Annotated in this window: 19 protein-coding genes; 7 read left to right on the top strand and 12 right to left on the bottom strand. The window is 73.9% G+C overall.

Going from position 1 to position 24,056, the window contains the following annotated elements:
• Nucleotides 1-220: 220 nt before the first annotated feature.
• The 3 genes from ABD324_RS35450 to ABD324_RS35435 all read right to left on the bottom strand — a co-directional run bounded on the left by ABD324_RS35450 (nt 221) and on the right by ABD324_RS35435 (nt 2,075).
• Nucleotides 221-529: a VOC family protein gene (locus ABD324_RS35450; protein WP_344427711.1), complete on the bottom strand. Its 309-nt coding sequence runs from the start codon at nt 527-529 to the stop codon at nt 221-223.
• Nucleotides 530-901: 372 nt separating this feature from the next.
• Nucleotides 902-1,717, bottom strand: a complete 816-nt coding sequence (locus tag ABD324_RS35440) for a class I SAM-dependent methyltransferase (protein WP_344427708.1) — start codon at nt 1,715-1,717, stop codon at nt 902-904.
• A 43-nt stretch (nt 1,718-1,760) separates the two neighbouring features.
• Nucleotides 1,761-2,075, bottom strand: a complete 315-nt coding sequence (locus ABD324_RS35435; RefSeq protein ID WP_344427705.1) for a hypothetical protein — start codon at nt 2,073-2,075, stop codon at nt 1,761-1,763.
• A gap of 137 nt (nt 2,076-2,212) precedes the next feature.
• Between ABD324_RS35435 and ABD324_RS35430 the strand changes: the two genes are divergently transcribed.
• Entirely contained in the window at nt 2,213-2,719 is a 507-nt protein-coding gene (locus ABD324_RS35430) for a hypothetical protein (RefSeq protein WP_344427702.1), read from the top strand.
• On the opposite strand, the gene ABD324_RS35425 is transcribed toward ABD324_RS35430, so the two are convergent.
• The 5 genes from ABD324_RS35425 to ABD324_RS35405 all read right to left on the bottom strand — a co-directional run bounded on the left by ABD324_RS35425 (nt 2,658) and on the right by ABD324_RS35405 (nt 7,328).
• Nucleotides 2,658-2,996, bottom strand: coding sequence for an MmcQ/YjbR family DNA-binding protein (locus tag ABD324_RS35425; protein ID WP_344427699.1), 339 nt, complete (start codon nt 2,994-2,996; stop codon nt 2,658-2,660). The genes ABD324_RS35430 and ABD324_RS35425 overlap by 62 nt on opposite strands.
• A gap of 50 nt (nt 2,997-3,046) precedes the next feature.
• Nucleotides 3,047-3,760 (bottom strand): alpha/beta fold hydrolase, encoded by a 714-nt coding sequence (locus ABD324_RS35420; RefSeq protein WP_344427696.1) that lies wholly within the window; start codon nt 3,758-3,760, stop codon nt 3,047-3,049.
• Between the two features lie 28 nt (nt 3,761-3,788).
• Nucleotides 3,789-4,619, bottom strand: coding sequence for a hypothetical protein (locus tag ABD324_RS35415; RefSeq protein ID WP_344427695.1), 831 nt, complete (start codon nt 4,617-4,619; stop codon nt 3,789-3,791).
• A gap of 59 nt (nt 4,620-4,678) precedes the next feature.
• On the bottom strand, nt 4,679-4,963 hold the full coding sequence (locus ABD324_RS35410; RefSeq protein WP_344427693.1) for a hypothetical protein: 285 nt from the start codon (nt 4,961-4,963) through the stop codon (nt 4,679-4,681).
• Nucleotides 4,964-5,261: 298 nt separating this feature from the next.
• Nucleotides 5,262-7,328, bottom strand: a complete 2,067-nt coding sequence (locus tag ABD324_RS35405) for an Hsp70 family protein (protein ID WP_344427690.1) — start codon at nt 7,326-7,328, stop codon at nt 5,262-5,264.
• Nucleotides 7,329-7,618: 290 nt separating this feature from the next.
• On the opposite strand from ABD324_RS35405, the gene ABD324_RS35400 reads away from it, so the two are divergent.
• From ABD324_RS35400 to ABD324_RS35385, 4 genes are all read left to right on the top strand, one after another.
• Complete coding sequence (locus ABD324_RS35400; protein WP_344427687.1) at nt 7,619-8,470, top strand: IniB N-terminal domain-containing protein; 852 nt, start codon at nt 7,619-7,621, stop codon at nt 8,468-8,470.
• 209 nt (nt 8,471-8,679) lie between these two features.
• Nucleotides 8,680-9,513: an IniB N-terminal domain-containing protein gene (locus ABD324_RS35395; protein WP_344427684.1), complete on the top strand. Its 834-nt coding sequence runs from the start codon at nt 8,680-8,682 to the stop codon at nt 9,511-9,513.
• A 126-nt stretch (nt 9,514-9,639) separates the two neighbouring features.
• Nucleotides 9,640-11,466 carry a dynamin family protein gene (locus tag ABD324_RS35390; protein WP_344427681.1) on the top strand — a complete coding sequence of 609 codons (1,827 nt, stop codon included), beginning with the start codon at nt 9,640-9,642 and terminating at the stop codon, nt 11,464-11,466.
• Nucleotides 11,463-12,977: a dynamin family protein gene (locus ABD324_RS35385; RefSeq protein ID WP_344427678.1), complete on the top strand. Its 1,515-nt coding sequence runs from the start codon at nt 11,463-11,465 to the stop codon at nt 12,975-12,977. The genes ABD324_RS35390 and ABD324_RS35385 overlap by 4 nt, the downstream gene beginning before the upstream one ends.
• A gap of 95 nt (nt 12,978-13,072) precedes the next feature.
• On the opposite strand, the gene ABD324_RS35380 is transcribed toward ABD324_RS35385, so the two are convergent.
• Together ABD324_RS35380 and ABD324_RS35375 are read right to left on the bottom strand one after the other, a co-directional pair.
• A complete protein-coding gene (locus tag ABD324_RS35380; protein ID WP_344427675.1) occupies nt 13,073-15,895 on the bottom strand; it encodes a helix-turn-helix transcriptional regulator in 2,823 nt (940 codons plus the stop codon).
• 256 nt (nt 15,896-16,151) lie between these two features.
• Nucleotides 16,152-17,231: a peptidoglycan recognition protein family protein gene (locus tag ABD324_RS35375; protein WP_344427673.1), complete on the bottom strand. Its 1,080-nt coding sequence runs from the start codon at nt 17,229-17,231 to the stop codon at nt 16,152-16,154.
• A gap of 181 nt (nt 17,232-17,412) precedes the next feature.
• Between ABD324_RS35375 and ABD324_RS35370 the strand changes: the two genes are divergently transcribed.
• Entirely contained in the window at nt 17,413-19,245 is a 1,833-nt protein-coding gene (locus ABD324_RS35370; RefSeq protein ID WP_344427670.1) for an acyl-CoA dehydrogenase, read from the top strand.
• A 148-nt stretch (nt 19,246-19,393) separates the two neighbouring features.
• Nucleotides 19,394-20,827: an MFS transporter gene (locus tag ABD324_RS35365; protein WP_344427667.1), complete on the top strand. Its 1,434-nt coding sequence runs from the start codon at nt 19,394-19,396 to the stop codon at nt 20,825-20,827.
• Between the two features lie 19 nt (nt 20,828-20,846).
• Here ABD324_RS35365 and ABD324_RS35360 read toward each other — a convergent pair whose 3' ends face one another.
• Together ABD324_RS35360 and ABD324_RS35355 are read right to left on the bottom strand one after the other, a co-directional pair.
• A complete protein-coding gene (locus tag ABD324_RS35360; protein ID WP_344427664.1) occupies nt 20,847-21,272 on the bottom strand; it encodes a CBS domain-containing protein in 426 nt (141 codons plus the stop codon).
• Between the two features lie 117 nt (nt 21,273-21,389).
• Complete coding sequence (locus ABD324_RS35355) at nt 21,390-24,056, bottom strand: VanW family protein (RefSeq protein ID WP_344427661.1); 2,667 nt, start codon at nt 24,054-24,056, stop codon at nt 21,390-21,392.

The raw sequence follows: 24,056 nt of genomic DNA, 5'->3' as shown, positions 1-24,056 counted from the left end.
GCCTTCGTCGTTCCTCGATCGACATGGCTCGCGTGCCCTCAGCCCGTTCCGTGCTCCTCGACGAGCTCCGCGAGCCCCTCGGCGATCCGTCCGGCGGCCTCGGTGTGCGCGACGTTGTAGGAGATCAAGGCGCCGCCACCCTGCGGCGTGGGCGGACCACGCCGGCACCGTTCGGCTCACCCGCTCCTGCCTGCGGTCCGCTCGCGGCCGGCGGCACCAGCTATCCGGCCCTGCCCACCGTGACGACGACGATCCGACCGTCGGGATCGGTCAGCTCGTGCTCACCTTCGGACAACCGGGCCGAGGCAGGCACGGTCAGCCCGAGCCGCAGACGTCCGGTGCTCCGCTCAGCGGTCGCCGGATAGATCTCCAGCACGAAGCCGCGCTCCAGCTCCGCGGCGTAGTGCACCGGCCCTGAGCCGTGCTGCTCTCGCACGAGATCCAGACCGAGCGCCGCGTAGAAGTTCCGACAGTCGTCGAGCCGCTCGGTGTAGCAACAAGACCGAGCTCGGCGGGCCGGATGCGCCACTACTGCCCGAGGAGAGCATCCCCGCCGTCGTCGATGTCCTGGACGCCCAGGCCGGCGCGCCGGGCCTGCAGTTCCTGGACCGCCACGGCGATGTGGTGCCCTGGTAGACCCGGTCAGCAGCACGCGGGATCGAGGATCGTCCCCCGCCACCCGGTACGGCCCACATCCCGCCGCGACGAGCCAGGGCGTGGTGCTCGTGCCACACGGTTCCGGCCCCTCGCCGGACGACCCAGGTCGCGGCGACGTCGTCGTGGACGTCGTCGTGGACGTCGAACGCGACCGCGGCGAAGCGTCCCCGCCGGGACAGCCGCACAGGATCGGCCGTGAGACCGCGCTCGATCAGCCGGACGCCCGGGAACGGCGATCGTCAGGTCAGCGGCGCGCTCGGACCACCCAGGCCGCGGAGTCGTAGCGGACGCCGTCGGGGCCGTGGTGGGCCTCCATGTCCTCGCGCAGGGCGGCGGTGGCGGTGGCCGGGTCGTCGAGGGCGGCCAGCATCCCGGCGAACTGGCCGGCGATGAAGGTCGCAGCGGTGTCGGGGTCCGGGCCGAACCACATCGGCTCGGCGACGGCGTCGAGCTCGACGTCCCGCAGGCCCGCGGCGCCCAGGACAGCGCGGACGCGGGCGGGGTCGCCGAGGGAGAAGGCGCCGGGCTGGGTGGGGTCGACCTCGCGGCCGGGGGCCAGGACAGCGCGGAAGGTCCGCATCCATTCCTGCTGCTCGTAGGCCTGCCAGACGAGCAGGGCGAGCCGGCCGTCGGGGCGCAGGGCGGTGGCGAGGTTCGCGAAGGCGGCCACCGGGTCGTCGAAGAACATCACGCCGTGACGGCTGACGATCACGTCGACCGAGCCCGGTGCGAAGGTGTGGGTCTGGGCGTCGGCCTGCAGGAACATCGCGTTGACCACGCTCTCGCGGGCCGCGCGCTCGCGGGCGAGCCGGATCATCCGGCGGGACAGGTCGACGCCGGTCGCGGTCGCCGCGTGCCGGGCGACGTCGCGGGTGGTGCGGCCGGTGCCGCAGCCGACGTCGAGGACGTGCTCACCCGGCCCGATCTGCGCCCCGGCGAGCAGGTGCGGCTGGTAGGCGGCGACGCAGGCGTCGTAGCGGTCCGCGTTGGCGACCCAGTAGTCGCCGGTCTCGCCGTCCCACTCCTGGCGCTGGGCGGCATTCGCTCCGGGCTCGATCACGACGTCGAGTCTGCCGGGTCGCCGGGCCGCTGTCGTGACCCGGTCAGGCCGCGGCCACGACGGCGCTCAGGGCGAGCGCGTCGAGGACCTCGACATGGGTCCCGGGCACACCCACCTCCACCAGCACCTCGCCGTCGATCCGGCACACCGTGAAGGTGAAGAAGGAGCAGCAGGCGGACTCGCGGGCCGTCAGGTCCCGGGCCGCGGCCTCGGCGTCGCCGTCGAGAACCAGGAGGAGACGGTCGGGGGCCGCGCGTTCCACCGACCGCAGCGACGCGGCGAACAGGGCGTCGAACTCGGCGAGCCGCAGGGGCTGCGCCGGGACCGGGAGGGTGCAGGACTGCGGGACCCAGGACATACCTGGACCAACACCGGGGCGTGCCCGATGATTTCCGCCGCCCGTCGCGGGGGCGTGGCCGGGCCTGACATCCGTCACGCCCGGATCGTGACGGGCGGGCCGGGCCGGGCCGCGCTCGCCACCCCACGCTGGGAACCATGAACACCACGGCGCACCCGCCCCGCGAGCTGCAGCGCGTGATCACGCTCCTGCTGGTCAACCTCGGCCTCAGCACGATCCTCGCGCTGCTGTTCCTGGTCTTCCACAACGCCCTTCTCGACCACCAGATGGCGCACCTGGGGCTGCCGGCCGGCGCGGACGTCGAGGGCGTCCGGGCAGGGCTGAGCGCGGGGCTGTGGTCGCGCGTGGCCGGCGTCGTGATCATCGGCATCGTCTACGTGTTCCTGCTGCGCCGGATCCGCGAGGGCCGGCGCCGGGCCTACATCCGGGTCCTGATCATCTCGGTGGTCAGCCTGGCCGGCATCGCGTACCTGATGACGAGCGGGCAGTACCCGGTGTGGGTGGACGTCGAGCAGGCGATCCAGGCGGTCGTGCTGATCGCGCTGCTCTGGGCCGTCACCCGGCCGGCCGTGCGCGCCCACTTCAGCTCCGGTCGAACTCCTTCCGCAGGCGGACCGGTGCCCGGTCCCGCCACGCGTCGGTGATCATCTCGGTCAGCCGCTCGCGGTCGATCCTCGTCAGGTCGACGAGGATCGACCCGTGGCCGTCGTAGTGCGGGGTGGTGAAGAAGGCCGGATCGCCGGCGGCGAGCAGGGCCTCCTTCTCGTCGAGCCCGCAGCGCAGCATCAGCCCGCACTCGGCTTCGGTGCGCAGCCGCGCGAAACCCTTGCCCTTCACCTTCAGCGCGGGCGTGCCGTAGGAGGTCGACACCTCGACCCCCGGCAGCCCCGATGCGATCTCGACGACGTCGTCCCAGGTCATGGCCCCATCCTGACGGCCGGTGCGTCCCCCTGTCGTGGACGAAACGGATCTCAGCCGGGGGTGTTCGCGGCGAGGAACTCCGCGACGGCCTTCTGCGCGAGCGGGATCGAGTCCTCGTCCTTCCACTGCTCGACGAGCGTCGCGCGCGGGGCGACGCGGGCCAGGGTCCGCGAGGCGACCTGGGGATGGAACTCGTCGTTGCCCATCAGGACCAGGATCGGCACGGGGAACTCCGCCGCCTGCGCCTCGGAGACGGACCACAGGACGTCGTCGCCGCCGTAGAGGTTCTCCCGGAACCCCGCCAGGTCCTGCGCGTCGGCCTGCTGCTCGGCCGCCCAGCCGTCGAACATCTCGTGGAAGCGGTCCCGGTTGCCGTCGAGGCCGATCGGCTGCAGCGCGACGGCGGAGGCGATCCGTCCGGGCGCGGTGCGCAGCAGGTTCGCGATGAACGCGCCGCCGATGCACATGCCCATGACGTGCGCGCTCTCCACGCCGAGATGGTCGAGCAGGGCGAGCTGGTCGGCGGTGTAGGTGTCCCAGCCGTCCGTCGCGCGGATCGGGCCGGTGCTGCCGCCGCCGGCGTTGCGCTGGTCCATCGCGATCACCCGGTACAGCGGGGAGAGCGCGTCGACCGGGTTCCACGGGGCGCGCTTCCAGACGTCGATCGTGGACCGCATCCCGCCCGGGGCCAGCAGCAGGACCGGGAAGCCCGACCCGCTCTCCTCGTAGTGGATCGTGCCGCCGGGATGGTCGAACGTGGGCATGGGGGCGCTCCTCAGCGAACTGGTCGGCTCAGCGAACGGGACGACGTCGCCGACGACGATGCCCGACCGGCGGTGCGGGCGCATTGGCGAGCACGACGACGCCGGCCACCGCCACCGCCAGCCCGGCCCCCAGCGGGATCCACCATCCCGGCCGCACGGGGTCGCCGAGCAGCACGATCCCGACCAGGCCGGGCGCCAGGACCTCGGTGGTCGCGAAGACGGCGGTGACGCTCGACAGGGAGCCGAGGACGAGCGCGCGGGAGTACGTCGAGATGCCGATGATCCAGAACAGCGCGATCAGGTAGGTGGCCGGCTGGACGGCGAGCGCCGCGACGTCGAACCCGTCGGGGGTGCGCAGCGCGCGGACCGACAGGGAGGTCCCGCCGAAACCGAGGCCGGCGATCAGCGAGAGGGGCCAGGCCGCGGCGAGCCGCCAGACGGCGATCGCGGCCACGGCGAGCACCGCCACCGCGGCCCCCAGGACCACGGACACGACGCCGGTCAGGTCCGACGCGGCCTCCCCGCCCGCGCTGGCGGCGACCGCGGCGAGCCCGAGGACGCAGGCCCCGACGGCCACCCGGTCGATCACCCGCAGCCGGACGCCGTAGAGCAGCCAGGTCGCGACGGCCGTCAGCGCGATCGCCCCGCCGATCAGCGCCTGCACGGCGAAGACCGGCAGGTGTCGCAGGGCGACGACGGTGCAGGCCCAGCCCACGCCGTCGATCAGCAGCCCGGCCAGGTAGAAGGGCCGCAGGACCAGATGGCGCGGCGAGCCGTCGTTCGCCGCGGCCGACTGGAGCAGACCCGCGCCGCAGTTCAGCACCATCGCGCACAGCGCGAAGAGCAGACCCGTCAGCACGGGCGCGGCGCGGTCACGGGCACCTCACCACCGTGTCACGGCGGCGGGCGCCGGGCAGCTCACGTCCGGGCGTGATCCGCGGCGGGCTTCGACTCGCGCTGGGTGGGGACCTCGTAGAAGCCGCTCATCAGCCCGCCCACGGCGGGGCCCTCCACGTAGCGGGACGCGCGGGTCTCGGCGAGCCGGGCCCGGGGGCGCTCCGACAGGTGCACGGCGAGCAGGACGAGCCCGGTGCCGAGCAGCGCGGGCACCCCGAACACCAGCACGGGCCAGTCGAAGGCGAGATACGCGACCACCACCGCCGCCGTCTCGAGACCGATGACCAACCCCGCCAGCCGACCCACAGCGGACCCTCCTCGCACGAACGACGGGCACCCCCTGCGCCCGCCCCGACCGACTATCGGTGCGGGAGGCCGAAGCGTCACGCGGAGTGCGCGAGCCGAGACGCAACCGAGACCCGGACCGGGTGACGGGCACACCGGGATGAACGGGAGGTGTCACGCGGGCGGACGAGATCAGCACCAGTGCTGTCGGGGACGATCGGAACAACAGTGGTGCTGATCGAAGCCCTCGCGGGTGAGATGAACGTCAGCCACGTCCGGGTGGGGTCAGGACGTGGCCGAGGTTCATCTCGGCGGTGGGTCAGGTGGTGGAAGGGACGCCGGCGGCGGAGGACGGGCCGGATGCGGTGCTCGGGCCCGAGGCGACGGGGGGCGAGCTGGCGCCACCCGCGGGGGGCGTGGTGCCGCCCTCCGTGGTGCCGGTCCCGGTGCCCGTGCCGGTCCCGGTGCCAGTTCCGGTGCCGGTCCCGGTGCCCGTGCCGGTCCCGGTCCCTGTCCCGGTGCCAGTTCCGGTGCCAGTTCCGGTCCCCGTCCCCGTCCCCGTTCCGGTGCCCGTGCCCGTGCCTGGGTCGGTCGTCCCGGTGCCGGTGCCGGCGGGAGGAACGCTGCTCGTGCCACCGGCCGGAGGCGGGACGACGGGGGCCCCAGCAGACGGAGCGACAGGAGCACCAGCGGCCGGGGCGGGCTTGGCCCCTGCGGCCGGTGCCTGGGCGGGGACGCGGCCGTTGCCTGCGGTGGAGCCCGGGTTGGTGGCGGCCCCACCACCCGTGGCGGCCTGGGTGGGGTCGGCCGGCGGTGCTTCCGCGGAGGGCGCGGCAGGGGCGTCGGAGGGCACCGAGACGGTGTTCATCCCCCCGACCCCGCTGGTGGTCGTCGGGGTGGCGGCGGGCCAGAACACGGCGGCCAGGACCACGGCGGCCGCGGCGAGGCCGCCGCCGATCCCGACCAGCAGGCCGACCGGGAGCCGGCGCGGCGGCGGCTCCGACTCGTACTCCCAGTCCGGGACCACGGGGCCGTAGGAGGGCATCCCGGGGCGGGGCGGGGGGCCTGCGGGGCGACCCCCGGCGGGGCCCCCGAAGCCGCCGGACCCACCGGGCGGAGTGAGTGTGGTGGTCGAGGAGGAGAAGGCGGACGTGGCGGCGGCCATGTCGACCGGGGCGCCGGGCGCGAGCGGCAGCGACCCGCCGCCCGCCAGGGCCGTGGCACCGGCGAGGGCGACACCCCCCGCCCGCGCGGGCGCCGCGGCGGCGGTGCCCGGGATCGGCGGGATCACCACGGCCGGCCAGGAGGCGCTGGGCCGCGGCGCGACGGCCAGCGCCGCGCCCTTCGCGATCGCGTTCTTGGGGTCCGTGTCCACCGCGACCGGACGGCCGATCTGCTCGGACACCAGCTGCGCCACCAGCGGGACCCGGGAGGACCCGCCGACCAGCAGCACGCGGTCCAGGGACTCCGCGGTGAGCGCGGCGGAGGCGACGGCGCGGCGCAGGGCGTCGACCGTCTCGTCGATGCGGTCCCGGATGCCCTCCTCGAACTCGCTGCGGTGCATCCGGACCGAGCCCCGGTAGCCCGGGAGCAGCACGGGGACGGTCACCTCGGTGTCCGAGGAGAGCGCCTCCTTGGCCTCGGTGCACTCGCGGCGCAGCCGGCTGACGGCGGCGAGGACGGCCGGATCGGCGTCGTCGAGCTCGGCGAACGCGGCGGGCGCGCCGGCCACGACGTGGTCGAACACGACCTGGTCGAAGTCCACGCCACCCAGGTGCTCGAGCCCCTCGGGCCGCCCGCGCAGCCCGAACAGCGCGCGGTCCCCCTTGTGCACGACGGCGGCGTCGAACGTGCCCCCGCCCAGGTCGTAGACGGCGATGGTGGAGCCGGCCGGGACCCGCTCGGCGGCGGCGTACTGCATCGCGGCGGCCTGCGGCTCGGCAAGGAAGGTGACCGTGAGGCCCTGGTCGGCCAGCGCGCCGGCGAGCAGCTCCTGCTTGTGGCTGCCCCAGGACGCGGGATGGGTGACGGCGATCCGCTCGGCGGGCCCGCCCTCCTGCGCGGCGACCTTGTCGACGATCCAGCGCACCAGCCGGGCGCACAGCTCCTGGGGGGTGAAGGAGCGGCCGCCGACGACCACGGGGGTGGAGTCGCCGACGCGGCGCTTGAACTCGCGGACCACGCGGTCGGGGTCGGTCACGGCGCGGCGCTCGGCGGCCTCACCGACCAGCACCGAGCTGTCGGGGCCCAGGTAGAGGACGGAGGCGACGTCCATGCCGCGGCCGGAGAGCGCGACCATCTCCGGGGCCACCCAGCCCTCGCCGGAGCGGACCACCGCGGCCGCGCTGTACGTCGTCCCCAGGTCTATGCCGAGCTGGTAACCCATGCTGTGTCCCCCCGAACAGTCCGGCAGCCGCGCAGGTGCCGTCCCCCAACGCATCGGCGTGGACCGACGCGGCGTTATCAATGCTCCCGCGCGTACCCGCGACACGATCGGGTGACCGGGGGTCCGGCCCCGTCGCCCGTCCCCTAAGCCCCCACCCCGGAACCCCCAACGGCCCCGCCGGGAACCGTGGGCGTTCCCCGATGGCGACCGGCGCCCCCGGCCCTAACTTTCTCGTCAACGCACCGCGGGGCCTCCGCCTCCGGCACACCCACAGACACACGGAGCACCTCATGACCCTCCTCGAGTTCATCCTGAAGCTGGTCGGCAACGACGCGGACGCCGCGGACCTGCAGGACGCCTTCAAGCACAACCCGGAGGCCACGCTCAACCAGGTCGGCCTCGGCAACCTGACCGCCGTCGACGTGCACGACGCCATCGCGCTGGTCCAGGACAACGACACCGTGTCCTTCGACCGCAACTACGACTCGGGCTTCAAGGGCCTCGCGTCGCTGCACGCCCCGGCCCCGGAGGCGCACCACGAGGCCGCCGGCCACAAGGGCGCGGTCGAGTACATCAACAAGTACGTCACCCACACCTACGTCGACGACCGCGACACCACCGTCGACAACTCGGTGAACCAGAACATCGACACGCACGGCGGCGACCTGCGCCAGCACTTCGACAACCACTCCGTCACCGCCTCGGGCGACGGCGCGGTCGCGGCCGGCGGCAACATCTCCGCCCCCGTCACCACGGGAGACCACAACGTGGTCGGCAACGGCAACCAGATCTCGGGCGAGGGCTCCACCACCGCCTTCGGCTCCGGTGACGCCACCAGCACCAACGTCGGCCACGACCTGACCATCGGCCAGGGCGCGGCCTTCGCGACGGGCGGCACCGCCGGGGTCGACAACTCGGACAAGTCCGTCCACGACTCGTTCAACTCGAAGTCGGACTCGAGCATCAACAACTCGGGCAACGACTCCAGCGACCACTCGAGCCACACGTGGACGCACGACGAGAGCGACAACAGCACCCACTTCAAGCTGGACGACCACTCGGACAGCAGCCAGCACACGCACGTCGACACCACCACCGACAACTCGGTGTCGGACTCGCTGAACACGCACATCCACCTCTGATCCCCACGGCCGGGCGGCGGGTTCCCCGTCGCCCGGCCGGGTGATCCCCCCGCCGCCGGCCCCCGTACGGGGCGGTTGCGGACCCTGGACGATCCCCGATGACCCATCCGGCGGAGCGCCCTAGCTTCTTCCTCAGCACCAGCGACGCCGGCGGACCCAGCACTCGGGAGCCTCGGCGAAGGCCACTCCCGACCTAGGAGACGTACGACATGTCCTCCCCCTCCGCCCTGATCCAGGTCCTGCTCGACCTGCTGAGCGACCCGGCCACCGCCGCCGAATTCCAGGCGAACCCGGCCGACTTCCTCGCCAAGTGCGGCATCACGGACGTCTCGGCCGAGCAGATCCACGACGCGATCGCGCTCATCGACGACGACTCCGCCCCCCACAAGGGCGGTCACGACGCCCCGCACCACGGCGGCCACACCACCCCGCCCCCGCCCCCGGCGGACCACTCGCACGAGGCCGCGGTCAAGTACCTCAACACCTACGTGTCGAACTACTACGTCGACGACCGCGACACCACGATCGACAACTCGATCAACCAGAACATCCACACGGGTGGCGGCGACGTCAACCAGAACTTCGACAACCACTCGGTCGTCGCCTCCGGCGACGGCTCCGTGGCGGCCGCGGGCAACATCTCCGGCCCGGTGACCACCGGCAACGGCAACGTGGTGGGCGACAACAACCACATCTCCGGCAACGGGAGCACCACGTCGTTCGGCGACGGCGCGGCCACGAGCACCAACGTGGGCGGCAACGTCTCCGTCGGCGACGGCGGCGCCTTCGCGACCGGCGGCACGGCGCGGGTGGACAACTCGGACTCGAGCGTCCACCACTCGGGCAACGTGTCGACGGACAGCTCGGTGCACGACTCGCTCAACAACTCGAGCGACCACTCCATCACGACGGCCACGCACGACGAGTCGGACCACAGCACCCACGTGGACGCCGACAGCCACGCGGACAGCAGCACCCACACCACGGTGCACTCGGACGTCGACAACAGCATCGACCACTCGGGCAACTTCATCGTCCACTGATCGACGCCGCACCGACCGGCCCCGCTTCCCCCACCCGGGGGACGTGGGGCCGGTTTCGTCGTGTAGGCAGGTAGGGCACAGAACGGCCCGCCCGGTATCCGGGCGGAGGGGGGAGGCGGGGCGCCGGTGGCGGATTCGGCTGCGGTCGATCTTGTCGATCTCGCGGTGAAGGCGACCGTCGCGTACGAGCGGCCGGACCTGGAGGCACGCCTGAAGGCGACGCGTACCCGGCTGGCCGACCCGAACGTGCGGGTCCTGATCGTGGGGGAGTTCAAGCAGGGCAAGAGCCAGCTGGTCAACGCGCTCGTCAACGCCCCGGTCTGTCCCGTGGACGACGACATCTCCACCGCCGTGCCCACCGAGGTGCGCCACGGCGAGGAGACGACCGTGCGGATCGTGCGCGGCCGCCCCGGCGCGGAGGCGAGCGAGGTCGTCCAGGAGAAGACCGAGGTCGACGTCAGCCGCCTCGCCGAGTACGTCTCCGAGGCCGGCAACCCCGAGAACCGCGCCGGCCTGCACCACGCCGAGGTCACGCTGCCGCGCAAGCTGCTGGCCAGCGGGCTCGTGCTGGTCGACACCCCGGGCGTCGGCGGGCTCGGCTCCGCCCACGGCGCGGCCACGATGTCCGCGCTGCCCACGGCCGACGCCGTGATCCTGGTGTCGGACGCCGCGCAGGAGTACACGGCGCCGGAGATGGAGTTCCTGCGCGCGGCGATGGCGCTGTGCCCGAACGTGGGCTGCGTCGTCACCAAGACCGACCTCTACCCGCACTGGCGGCGGATCGTCGAGCTCGACAAGGGGCACCTGGGGCGGGCCGGCGTCGAGGCCGAGCTGTTCCCCGTGTCGTCCATGCTGCGGTTGCACGCGGCCGAGTCCGGGGACGCCGAGCTGATGGGCGAGTCCGGGTTCGCGCCGCTCGTCGGGTTCCTGCTGCGCAAGGTCGTGGCCCGCGCGGACGACCTCGACCGGAGGTCGACCAGCCAGGACGTGCGGGCCGTGGCCGAGCAGCTGAACGCCTCGTTCAGCGCCGAGCTCCGCGCGCTCGAGGACCCGGGTGGCGCCGAGGCGCTGGTCGTGGAGCTGACCCGGGCCAAGGAGCGGGCGGACGAGCTGCGCCAGCGTTCCTCCCGCTGGCAGGTCACGCTGAACGACGGCGTCGCGGACCTGATCTCCGACATCGAGTACGACCTGCGGGACCGGCTGCGCGCCGTGGGCCGCGAGGCCGAGCAGCTGCTCGAGGACGCCGACCCGGCGGACACCTGGGACCAGTTCGCCGAGTGGTTCCACCAGCAGGTCGCCCAGGCGACCTCGGCGAACTTCGTGTGGACCGCGCAGCGCGCCCGCTGGCTCGCCGAGCAGGTCGCCGAGCACTTCTCCGAGGCCGCGGACGCCGCGATCCCGGACATCCAGCTCGACGGCAGCCGGGTCTCCGGGTCGGTCGAGGCGCTGGAGAGGCCGGAGGACGGCGAGAAGTTCGGCATCGGCCAGAAACTGTTCATCGGCATGCGCGGCGGCTACGGCGGCATGCTCATGATCGGGCTGGCCACGAGCCTCGCCGGGCTCGCGCTGCTCAACCCGATCTCCATCGCGGCCGGCCTGCTCTTCGGCGGCAAGACCCTGCGCGACGAGCGGAAGCGGCTCAAGCAGCGCCGCCAGGCCGAGGCGAAGCAGGCCGTGCGCAAGCACATCGACGAGGTGACGTTCCAGGTCGGCAAGGACTCGCGGGACACCCTCCGCCGGGCCCAGCGCCAGCTGCGGGACCATTTCACCGTGCTTGCCGAGGAGCTGTCCCTGTCGCTGGCCACGTCGGTGGCCGCCGCGCAGAGCGCCGTGTCCACGGACTCGTCGCAGCGCAACCAGCGGATCGCCGACCTCAGGGCGGAGATCGGGCGGGTCGAGGCGCTCGGCGCGCGGGCGATCGCCCTGGCCGAGCCCGTCAAGGCGGTCTCGTGACCGTCCACGAGCCGACCGTGTCCATCGGCGCCCCGCCCCGGCCCGCCGGGCTCGGGGCCGAGGTGCGGCTGCTGCTGCGCCGGGCGATGGAGGTGTACGCGGACAGCCCGCAGGCCTCCGGCTGGCTGCGCCACCACCTCGGCCGGTTCGAGGAGCCGCTGCGGGTGGCGATCGCCGGCAAGGTCAAGGCGGGCAAGTCCACGCTGCTCAACGCCCTGGTCGGCGAGGAGATCGCGCCGACGGACGCGGGCGAGTGCACCCGCGTCGTCACCTGGTACCAGGACGCGCCGGCCCCCCGGGTGCAGATGTACCCGCGCGCCGGGGCGGCCCGCCAGCTCACCCTCGCCCGCTCCCGCGGCGCGCTGCAGCTCGATCTGGGTGGGACGCCCCCCGAGCAGGTCGACCGGCTCGTCGTCGACTGGCCCTCGCAGTACCTGCGCAGCACCACGCTGATCGACACCCCGGGCATCGCGTCGCTGTCCGCGGACACCGCCGCGCGCGCCGGCGCCTTCCTCGCCCCGGAGGACTCGCCGTCGCAGGCGGACGCGGTGGTCTACCTGATGCGCCACCTGCACTCGTCCGACGTGCGGTTCCTCGAGTCGTTCCTGGACCGTGGCGTGGCCCGGGCCGCACCCGTCAACACCATCGCCGTGCTCTCCCGGGCGGACGAGATCGGCGTCGGCAGGCTCGACGCGCTCAGCTCGGCCCGCCGCATCGCCCGCCGCTACCAGGGGGACGAGAAGCTGCGCGGGCTGTGCCAGACGGTCGTCGCGGTCGCGGGGCTGCTCGCCCAGACCGGCCGCACCATGCGGCAGGACGAGTACGCCGCCCTCGCCGCCCTCGCCGGGTTGGAGCGCGGCGACCTCGATCCGCTGCTGCTGTCCGCGGACCGCTTCGCCCACCGCGACCTCGAGGGCGCGCCCAGCCCCGAGATCCGGGAACGGCTGGTGGACCGCTTCGGGCTCTTCGGCGTGCGGCTCTCGACCACCCTGATCCGCCAGGGCATGACGGACCCCTCCGCGATCGCGACGGAGCTGGTGCGCCGCAGCGGGCTGGAGGAGCTGCGTTCGGTGCTCGCGACGCAGTTCTCGGAGCGCCGGGACCTGCTGAAGTCCCGCTCGGCGCTGCTCGCCATCGAGATGGTGCTGCAGCGCGAGCCGCGGCTCGGGTCGGCGCCGCTGGCCGCGGACATGGAACGGATCCTCGCCGGGGCCCACGAGTTCGTGGAGCTGCGGATGCTCTCCGCGATCCGCGCCGGCGCCGTCCGCTTCCCCGCGGACGCGGTGGCGGACGCGGAGCGGCTCCTGGGGGGCGGCGGTGGCGCCCCCTCGGCCCGCCTGGGCGTGGACCCCTCCGCGGGCCCGCAGGAGCTGCGTGCGGCCGCGATGGAGGCCGTGGTGCGCTGGAAGCGCCGCGCGGAGAGCCCCCTGGCCAGCCGCGCCACCGCGGATGCCGCCCGGGTGGTCGTCCGCAGCGCCGAAGGCATCTTGGCGGCCCTCACCCGCTACTGACCAGCTGCGCTTTCGATGGCCGGTGAGTGCGTTATGGAACCATAACGCGAATTCGGGGGCCGTTTTAGCGCGTTATGGTTCCATAATGCGCTGGGTCAGGTCACGATCTGCTTGAGCTGGGCGATCAGTTCGCCCCTGCTCGTCGAGCCCAGGCGCTGGCGCATGCGGGCGACGTGGTGTTCGACCGTCTTCGCCGAGATGAAGAGCTTCTCGCCGATCTGCTTGTAGGTCAGGCCCTCCAGCACCAGCGCGGCCACCTCGCGTTCCCGGTCGGAGAGCGGGCCCTCGGTCGGCTCCTCCACCGGCTCGTCGAGGAGCTGCTCCGACGGCGGGGGCGCCGGCTGGCTGCCGGACAGGCCCCGCGCGCAGGTCAGCAGGGCGCTCATCGCGCGCCGGTCGTCGGTCCGGATGGCCGCCTGACCGGCCAGCTTGCCGCCGTCCCACGAGAGCCCGACGGCGTGCAGGCCGCGGGCCGCCGCCTCCACCGGCTCGGGATCCACCCGGCCGTGCACGAGGCCCACCCAGTGCGGCGCGGCCACGGCCATGGCGTGCACGAACCGGCCCCCGGTGCCCTCCGCGTCCGCCGCCTCGAGGGCCGCGGCGTGCACGGCGGCCTCGTCGGCGTCCTCGGCCAGGATCGCGGCGTGCATCCGGGACCAGTGCAGGGGGGCCGCCCACAGCGCCGGTGAGCCGAGCCGCGCCAGCAGCGCGGCGGCCTCGTCGAGGTGCGGACGGACCCAGCTCGGCTCCCGCAGCCGGGTCGCGGCGATCGCGAGCTCCCCGAGGGGCTGGAGCACGAACAGGTCCACCGGATGCCGGACGATCGCCTCCCGCGCCCGCCCCCACAGCGGCAGGAGCGTGCCGAGGTCCCCGGAGCGGCGGGCCAGCGCGACGTCCAGGGCGGCGGCGAGCAGCTCGTCGCGCGGCTCGAGGCGCGCCCCGCCGGGGGAGACGGCCTCGAGGTGGGCCCGCGCGGAACCGAACGAGCCCCGGTTCAGGGCGATCCAGCCGAGCAGCAGCCGGTGCCGGTGCACGGCCGCCGGGCCGCCCAGCCGGACCGCGACGGCCCGGTCGAGCAGCGAACGGGCGACGTCGAGCTCCCCGGTCTGCACGGCGACCAGCGCGCCGAGCGCGGCCGGGGTGTCCGGGAGCAGGGCCGCACGGTGGGAGGACTCCAGCAGCGCGGAGGCCCGCGCGAGCTGCGACAACGCCCGGGTGGGGGAGCCCACCACGGAGTCGACGACGCCGTGGGCCGTCAGCTCCTCGGCTCCCGCGAGCAGGGTCGGGGGCCGGGCCGCCCCGCCGCGCCCCCCGCCGAAGCCGGGAGGGGCACCGAGGACCGATGCCGCGGACCCGCCGTAGCCACCCGGCCCGGCCGGGCCGCCTGCCCCCGTGGGGGCGTCGACGCCACCGTTTCCCGCGCTGCCCGCAGATCCGTCACCGCCGTGGCCGGGCCGACCCCCGAAACCGGCTCCGAAACCGGCTCCGCCGTGTCCGGCCCGGTCCCCGGGATCGGAGTACCCGCCCGGACCGGGCTCGGGCGCCGGGGGCGCGACGATCGCGCGGGCCTCGTCGAGCGCCCCCGTCCCCACCAGCGCCGGGACCCCCAGGGGCGAGGCTTCCCCCGTCCCCGCCATCCAGCGGTAGAGCTCGGCACTGCGGGCGAGCATGCCCCGGTGGGCGAGGACCGCGGCGGCGACCGTGCCCGCCCGCAGGGCGTCCTCCAGGTCGACCTGGTCGACGGCCGAGAGCACCTCGTCCGCGCCGGCGAGGGCGTCGTCGAGGCGGCCGGCGCGGATCGCGGCCTCCGCCCGGCGCGCGGCCAGCGGCAGGGCCGGGGCGCCCGCGGCGATCGCGGCCTCGTAGAAGGGGCCCGCGTCCTCGACGTCCGCCGAGCCGGCGGAGCCCGCGGACCCGCCCGTGCGGGCCAGCTCGTCCCCGGCCGCGACGAACACGTCCGCCGAGCGCGAGCCGGTGGCCCCCGTGCCGAGCATCCCGTGGGCCGCGGCGAGCACGCTGCCCCCGCGGTCGAGCTCGATCTCGGCGAGGGTGCGGCGGATCTCCAGCCGGCGCGCCTCGGGCGTGTGCCGCACGACGGCCGTCTCCACCAGCGGGATCAGGGCGCCGGTCGCGGTGAACAGGCCGGCCGAGCGAGCCTGGTCCACCAGCTCGTCGACCTCGTCGATGCCGCCGCCCGCGGAGTCGAGCAGCCCGAGCAGCGGGACGAGCACCTCGGTGTCCAGGGGCGCCCCGAGCGCGACGGCGACCGTCAGCTCCCGCACCCGCGGGTCGAGCGCCCAGAGCCGGTGGGTGATCTGGTCGAGCAGCGCGACCGGCACGGCGACCCGCAGCGACCCGGGTGGCGCGTCCCGGGTGAACCGGGCCCGCCCGTCCGGGCCGGCACGCTCCACCAGCTCGGTGAGCATGCGGTCCACCAGCAGCGGCAGCCCGGCGGTGCGGGCGTACACATGGTCGACGAGCTGGGTGGCCGCGGGCCCGCCCAGGAGCCGGGTGGCCCGGGCGGCCACACCGGCCGGGTCGAGCGCCCCCAGCACGAGCGGTGCCCGGGCGGTGCTCAGGGCGGCGCCGAGGGCCGCCAGGGCCGCCGTGCGGGGCCACGGGCGCCGGGCCACGACCAGCCGCGCACCGGGCTCCCCGGCCCGCTCCCGCAGCCCGTCGAGCTCGGTGTCGGGGAGCTCGTGGGCGTCGTCGACGAGCAGCACGGCGGAGGGGTCCACGCCGGCGGCGCTCCAGGCCTGCCGCAGCGCCCCGAGCACGGTCGTCTTGCCGCACCCGGCCGGGCCGACGACGTCGACCACCACGCCGGCTCCCGGATCGGCGACGACCTCGCGGACCAGCCGCCGTGCCGCCGGGGACCCGGCCAGCACCGCGTCCGCCTGCCCTTCGGTCACGTCCATCACGCGGCCCCCCTCCGAGCTGAGGCGAGCCTACTGACGGCGGTCGGGGGACGGGCCGGGCGCCGCAACGGGCGAGGGGGATCCACCGATCGGGTCACCCGGGAAGGCGTGGAGCACGGCTACACGGTCCCGGGGGATCCGGGGAACCTGCACGTCACCACGCCCGAGGATCTCGCGGTGGTCGAGCGGCTCAGCTGACCCCCGCGCCGAGATGAACCTCAGGGCTGTTCCGGAAGGGCCCAGATCGCCCTGACGTTCATCTCGGCGGGCCTTCGGGGTCGACGGCGGTGTTCGTGGGGGTGCCGGTGGTGCCGAGGAGGCGCTGCCAGGCCGGGTGGTCCACCTCGTCCGGGACCGCCTCGACGTTCCGCCCGGCGGCCAGGGTGTCGACCGCGCGGTCGGCGTCCGAGCCGTCGCCGCGGGTGACCGTGCGGGCCAGGACCGGCCACGACTCGCCGCCGAGGATGCCGTTGGGGTCCTCCGCACCCGTCGTCACCTGGTAGCGGCGGACCGCGTCGGCCATCGCCGGGGTGAACCGGCCGTCCGTCGCGACGGGGACGCCGGCGTCGCGGAGCAGGTACTGGGCGGCGAGCACGGTGTCGCCGGCGTCGCCGGGCTGCAGCAGCGGCCAGCTCGCCTTCTGCGTCTGCGCGCCCTCGACCCGCTGCCCGAGCAGGCCCGCGACCTCGCTGCGCAGCTGCGGGAGCATGCCGTAGAGCCGGTCACCGGGGCAGGCGGTGTTCTTGAAGTCGCGGTGCCCGTAGAGCTCGGTGGGCGCGATCCCGTACTGCGTGCAGATGTAGGCGCAGGTGGTGCGCAGGGACTCCCACAGCGCCTGTGGCGGGTCCTGGTCGATGTAGGTGCCCTCGTTCTCGATCCCGACGGCCACCACGTTCTGCCCGGTGCAGTGCGCGCCCTCGACCTGCCGCTTCCCGAGCCGCAGCACCTCGAGCGAGCGGTGCCGGCCCTCCAGGACGAACCCGCCGCGGCTGATCGTGAAGTGCTGGCCGGTGTCGAGCCAGCCCCGGACGTCCATGTGGAAGTTCTGGATCGCGCGGGCCAGCCCGTCGGCCGCTCCCCGGCCGACGTCCGCCTGGTTCGCCGACGCCGTGTGGTGCACCAGGATCTTGACGGGCCGCTGGTTCCAGATCGGCACGATGTCGCTGTTCGGGCGGGCGGCCCAGCCGGCGCAGTCGATGATGTCCGGGCCGGCGTCGGTGAGCGGGCCCCCGGTCGGCGCGGAGGCCCACGCCGGCGAGCCGAACGCCAGCAGCGCCCCCGCGGACAGCCCGCCGAGCACGAAACCCCGCCGCGTCACCGAAAGCCGGCGTGCCATGAACCCCTCCAGGTGACGAGTGTCCCGTGCGTCACAGGAGGACTCTCGCGTCACGCACTCTCCGTACACAAGGCCCGTCAGCCCAACGGGGGTCGCCCGAAGTACCCGGTACTGCTTGCACCGGTTACCAGTGAGTAATACCCTGGAGCCAGTTACTCGCCGGTAGGAAAGGAGCACCGCGATGGGCCACTACAAGAGCAACGTGCGTGACCTCGAGTTCAACCTGTTCGAGGTGTTCCGCATCCAGGAGCAGCTGGGGCAGGGCGCGTTCGAGGGCGTCGACCTCGAGACCGCCAAGGGCATCCTGTCGGAGCTGAACTCCCTGGCCACCGGCCCGCTGGCCGAGTCGTTCACCGACGCGGACCGCAACCCGCCCGTCTACGACCCGGCGACCTTCTCCGCCACCCTGCCGCAGAGCTTCAAGGACTCGTACAAGGCACTGTGGGACGGCGAGTGGTACCGGCTGACCCTGCCCGTCGCGCTGGGCGGCTTCGGCGTGCCCCCGTCGCTGCAGTGGGCCGCGTCCGAGCTGATCCTCGGCGCCAACCCGGCGCTGTACATGTACATGGCCGGCCCCAGCTTCGCCGCGATCGTGCACGACAACGGCACCGACGAGCAGAAGCACTGGGCCGAGATCATGATCGACAAGGGCTGGGGCGCCACCATGGTGCTCACCGAGCCCGACGCGGGGTCCGACGTGGGCGCCGGCCGCACCAAGGCGGTGCTGCAGGAGGACGGCTCCTGGCACATCGAGGGCGTGAAGCGCTTCATCACGTCCGGCGACCAGGACATGACCGAGAACATCATGCACCTGGTCCTGGCCCGCCCCGAGGCTCCCGGCGTGGAGCCGAGGGCCGGCACGAAGGGCCTCTCGCTCTTCCTGGTGCCGAAGTTCCACTTCGACCCGCAGACCGGTGAGCTGGGCGAGCGCAACGGCGCCTTCGTCACCAACGTGGAGCACAAGATGGGCCTCAAGGTCTCCACGACCTGCGAGCTCACCTTCGGTGCCCACGACGTCCCAGCCAAGGGCTGGCTGCTCGGCGACACCCACGACGGCATCGCGCAGATGTTCCAGGTCATCGAGTACGCCCGGATGATGGTCGGTACCAAGGCCATCGCCACCCTCTCGACCGGCTACCTCACCGCGCTGGAGTACGCCAAGGAGCGGGTGCAGGGCCCGGACCTGACCCGACAGACGGACAAGACCGCGCCGCGCGTCACGATCACCCACCACCCGGACGTGCGCCGCTCGCTGATGACGCAGAAGGCGTACGCCGAGGGCCTGCGGGCGCTCTACCTCTACACCGGCACGGTCCAGGACCGGATCCGCTCCGGCGGGGACACCGCGGCCGCCGAGGCGATCAACGACCTGCTGCTCCCGCTCGTCAAGGGCGTGGGCTCGGAGCGGGCGTCGGAGCAGCTCATCCAGTCGCTGCAGACGCTCGGCGGCTCGGGCTTCCTGCAGGACTACCCGATCGAGCAGTACATCCGGGACTCGAAGATCGACTCGCTGTACGAGGGCACCACGGCGATCCAGTCGCTCGACTTCCTCTTCCGCAAGATCGTGCGCAACAACGGCACCGCGCTGATGGCGGTCGCCGGCGAGATCCAGCAGTTCCTCGAGAACGAGACGGGCAACGGCCGGCTCAAGGAGGAGCGCGCGTTCCTCGCGACCGCGCTCGCCGACGTCCAGGCCATGCTGGGCTCGCTGACCGGCTACCTGTTCGCGTCGCAGCAGGACGTGGCGGAGCTCTACAAGGTCGGCCAGCACAGCGTCCGGTTCCTGCTGGCGGTCGGCGACCTGCTCGTCGGCTGGCTGCTGCTGCGCCAGGCCGACGTCGCCCAGAACGCCCTCGCCGGCGAGGTGAACGCCAAGGACAAGGCCTTCTACGAGGGCAAGGTCGGCGTCGCCCGCTTCTTCGCCCGCGAGGTCCTGCCCCGCCTGAGCGCCGACAAGGCGATCGTCGGTGCCGCGGACAACGCGCTGATGGAGCTGGACGAGGCCTCCTTCTAGACCCCCCGCTCACGACCAGGCGCCCCCGGACCCCGGGGGCGCCTGTCGTGTGTCCGGAGCGGGGCATCGGTCACACCTGGCCCCGGAAGTCCGGATCGACCGTTATAGTTGCCATCAACAACCATTCTGTCCGGCAACCGGAGGATCCGTGTCGCTGACCGCCCCGTCCCCCACGGCGACGGCGACCTACCCGGTACTCGAGGAGCGGCGGAACGATCGCGCGCTCGTCGCCGTGCTGTCGCTCGCGGGGACCATGGCCTCGATCCAGCAGACCATGGTCGTGCCGCTGGTCCCGCAGCTGCCGACGCTGCTGGGGGTGAGCCCCGCGGACGCGTCCTGGGCCGTCACCGCCACGCTGCTCACCGCGGCGGTCGCCACGCCGATGGTCGGCCGGCTCGCCGACATGTACGGCAAGCGCCGGATGCTGCTGGTCTGCCTGGGCTTCGTGATCCTCGGCTCGGCCGTCGCCGCGGTCACCACCGGCCTCACCGGCCTGCTCGTCGGACGGGCCATGCAGGGGATGGGCATCGGCGTCATCCCGCTCGGCATCAGCGCCATGCGCGACCACCTGCCCGTCCGCGCGCTGCCGCGGGCCACGGCCCGGATGAGCGCCTCGCTCGGCGTCGGTGGCGCGTTCGGCCTGCCGCTGGGGGCGTTCCTCATCGAGCACGCCTCCTGGCACGCCATGTTCGTGGTGTCCGCGGTCATCGCGGCGGTCATGATCGTGCTGGTGCTGCGGTTCGTCCCCGAGTCGCCCGCGCCGGGCGGCCGGTTCGACCTGCCCGGCGCCGTCGGGCTCTCGCTGAGCCTGCTGGCGTTGCTGCTCGCCCTGTCCAAGGGCGGCGGCTGGGGCTGGGGCAACCCGCTGACGCTCGGCCTGTTCGGCGGGTCCGCGGTGCTGCTGGCGCTGTGGGGGCTCTGGGAGCTCCGCACCGCCCACCCCCTGGTCGACCTGCGGGTCTCCCGCCGCCGCCAGGTCCTGCTGACCAACCTCACCGGGCCGATGTTCGGCTTCGGCATCCTCACGAGCTCGCTCGTCTTCCCGCAGCTCCTGCAGCTCTCGGCCGAGACCGGCTACGGGTTCGGGCAGACGGTGCTGGTCGCGGGCCTCCTGCAGGCGCCGGGCGGCATCGCGATGATGCTGATGTCCCCCGTCTCCGCCCGGATCACCGAGCGGGCGGGCCCCCGCGTCTCGCTGATGGCGGGGGCGCTGGTGACGGCCCTCGCGTACACGTTCGCGGTGTTCTGGCACGGCGAGCTGTGGCACATCGTCGTGGCGGTCACGCTGGCGTCGACGGGCGTCGGCATCGCCTACGGGGCCATGCCCGCGCTGATCATGGGTGCGGTGCCGCTCGGGCAGACCGCGACCGCCAACAGCGTCAACAACCTCAGCCGGGCGATCGGCACGTCGCTGGCCAGCGCCACGGCGGGCATGGTGCTCGCCGGGATGACCACGACCGTCGCCGGGCACGCCCATCCCGCGGAGGCCGCGTTCGTGCTGGTGCTGCTGATCGCGGCCGTCGCGTCGGCGGTCGCCGCGGCCGTCGCGGCCTTCCTGCCGCGCGGTGCCCGGGCCCGCTGAGCGAGCCCGGGCCCGGCCGCTACTGGGCGATGTAGGACGCCAGCTGCTCCCGCTCCACCTCGAGGGTGTCGATCCGCGCCTTCACCAGGTCGCCGATGCTGACGATCCCGCGCAGCTGCCCGTCCACCACCACCGGCAGGTGCCGCACCCGTCGTTCGGTCATGACCTGGGCGAGGTGCGCCACGCCGTCGTCCGGCAGGCAGGTGGCGACCACCGTCGTCATGATCTCCGAGACGGGCCGTTCGAGCACCGCGGCGCCGTCGGCGTGCAGCCGGCGCACCACGTCCCGCTCGGACACCATCCCCATCAGCGCGCCGTCCCGGACCACCGGGACCGCGCCGTAGTTGCCTTCCGCCAGGCACGCGAGCAGCCCGGCCACGGTCATGTCCGGTTCCACCGTCACGACGGCGTCACCCTTGTTGCGCAGGACATCGGCGATCCGCATGCACGCCCCTCCGTTCCTTCGACCTCGTCGTCGGGCAAAGGGTACGAAGCGTGAGGCGGGTCACGCGACTCCTGACACCCGAACGCGGAGGAACGGCCCGAACGGCCCCGGGGTGGCTCAGCCGCAGACCACGTTCGGTGAGGGGTTGTACTTCACCGAGCGCGTCTTCCGGGTGACCTCGCCCGTCTCCAGGTTCCGCATCACGCGCGTGTCGGTCGTGGTGAAGCCCGGCGCGCCCTTGCTGGCCGTGCAGCCCGCCCCGGCCGGGAGGTTGATGGTCTGGGGCTCGGTCGGGTTGGTGCGGGCGCCCGTCTCCGAGGTGACCTCGTAGCGCTTGGTGCCGAACATCTTCACCGTGAGGCTCGAGGGCGTCCAGATCGTCTGGATCAGCACGCCCGTCGGCCCGTCGTTGCGGAACTTCAGGTCGATGATGTCGTCGAAGACGGTCGCCTCGCGCGCCGCCGGGTAGCGGCTGATGTAGAAGCTGTGCTCCTTGTGCGCCACGTCGACCATGCCGGCGAAGTACGCCGCGTTGTAGAGCGTGGTGGCCACCTGGGAGACGCCGCCGCCGATGCCGCGCGCGGAGTGGCCGTTCTCGATGATGCCGGCCTCGACGTAGCCGTTGGCCGCGTTGCGCGGGTTGGTCCTGGCGTTGAGGCTGAACGTCTCGCCCGGGCCCACGATCGTGCCGTTGATCTGCTCGGCGGCGCGCTTGATGTTGCGCCCCGAGTCGGCCGCGAAGCCGCCGGTGGTGAAGGAGCTGATCTCGCCGGTGATGCCCAGCGCGGTCAGCTTCTCGGTGGTCAGCTTGGCCGGCTGGTCGGCGTAGACGGCGGTGACGGTCCGGCCCGGGCCCGCGGCCGTCAGCGCCGGGACCAGGGACTGGAAGGTCTTCTCGTAGTCGACGCCGCGGCCGTCCTGCGAGGGCACGATCACCGGCGCGCCCGAGGCGAAGTCGAGCGAGGCGTCCCGGCCGGGCTTCTCCGTCGACGCGAGCTGCGGCGACGCGACGTCCTTGAGCGCCTCGTCGTTCACCTCGGGGACGAGCTTGGGCGACGCCGCCGGGTCGGCCCGGAAGGTCAGCGCACCGGCGATGTCCTTGGGCTGCAGGGTCGCCGCGGCGCCCTCGCCCTGCACGGTCAGCGGGGCGGAGACGGCGGGCGTCGCGACCTGCTGGATCGCCTGCGCGACGTCCGCGTCCGTGGTGGCGGTGGGCTTCGGGATCAGCGGCAGCGAGACCGGCGTGCCGGACGCCCAGTTCTGCTCGAGCGCGACAGCCGCGGCCTGCAGGTCGAGCTCCTGGCCCGCGACCGGGGCGACGGCGACCGGCGTGGTGCCCTCGAACTTCACGTTGCCCTCGGCGGGCGCCTTGTCGACGACCGGCTTGAGCTGCTCGAGCGCGGTGGCGACGGACCGGGAGTCCGCCTTGTTGACGACGCCGACCTCGCGCGTGGTGAAGAAGGACGTGATCCGCGTGATCGGGTTCAGCGGCTGCGCACCCGCCTGGTCGATGGTCGCGGTGTAGTCGACGGCCAGGCCGGCGGCCTTGGGGTCGACCTCGCTGGTCACGGACCCGGCGACGACCTTCACGGGCGCGGTGGAGCGGGGCTCGACCGCCGTCTGCAGGCGCTGGCGGGCGTCCGCCTTCGACAGCCCGCCCAGCTGCAACCCGGCGACCGTGACGCCGCGGGGCACGTTGCCGGTGGAGGTCACCAGGTCCACGACGTACAGCACGGCCAGCACCGCGACCAGGCCCGCGACGATCAGCAGGGGCTTCTTGCGGCCACCCCCGGACTTCGGGGCCTCGACCCCGGCGGGCGGGGTGGGCGGGCCGGCCTGCGCCGGCGGGACCGGTGGGGGACCCGGCGGGACGATCGCCATCCGCTCGGTGGGCGGGTCCGCCGCCAGCCGGTCGGTGGGCCGGTCGAGCGCCGCGGCGACCGGGATGACCTGGGTGTCCTCGGCGCCGGGGGAGAAGGTGCCGGCCTGCGGGGCGGCGGCCGGGACCGCGGTGGTCCTGTCCGCGGTAGGGCTGTCCGTGGGGGCGCTGTCCGTGGGGGCGCTGTCCGTGGGGGCGCTGTCCGTGGTGGTCGGGTCCGTGGCGGCGGGATCCGCGGGTGGCGGCGACGCAGGGTCCGCGGCCGACTGCGGGGTGGGCGACAGCGGGGTGGGGGTCTGCGCGGTGGCCGGCCGGGCCTCGGGGGCCGGCCGAGCCGCGGTGCTCGGCTGTGTCGGGGTGGTCGACGGCGCCGCGGGGGATGTGCGCTCGGCAGCAGGCTGTGCCGCGGGCGCCGGTCGGGCCGACGTGACCGGGTGGACCTCGGTCGCGTCGGCCTCGGCGGCGATGTCCGCGGGCTCCGGTGCGGGAGCCGGCGCCGGTGCACCGGTGGTCGCGGCCGGCTGGTCGCCCGCGGCGCTCTCGGCCGCGGGTGCAGCCGGCTCGGCGCCGCTCACACCGACTGCACCCGATGTGGCAGCACCGGACGCAGCTGCAGCGGGTGCGGCGGCGCCGGCCGGGGAGGACGTCTCCTGGCCCGCCGTCGCCGCGGGACCGTCCTCGGTCCGTGGCCGCGGGCTCGGCCGCAGCTTCACCGTGGCCTCGGTCTCCGGGGCGAACAGCGCGGCGCCCGAGGGCCCCGGGGCGATCCGGCCGGAGGACCCGTTGCCGCCGGAGGACCCGTTGGCGCCGGGCGCGTCGTCGTGAGCGTCGTGGTGAACGTCGACGGCCGGCTCCTCGCCGGACGCGCGCTCGTCGGTCGCCCCACCGGGCTGCCGCTCGGGCAT

The sequence above is a fragment of the Pseudonocardia ailaonensis genome (assembly GCF_039531635.1).
Taxonomy (GTDB): Bacteria; Actinomycetota; Actinomycetes; order Mycobacteriales; family Pseudonocardiaceae; genus Pseudonocardia; species Pseudonocardia ailaonensis.
This window is presented reverse-complemented; position numbering and strand designations above follow the sequence as displayed.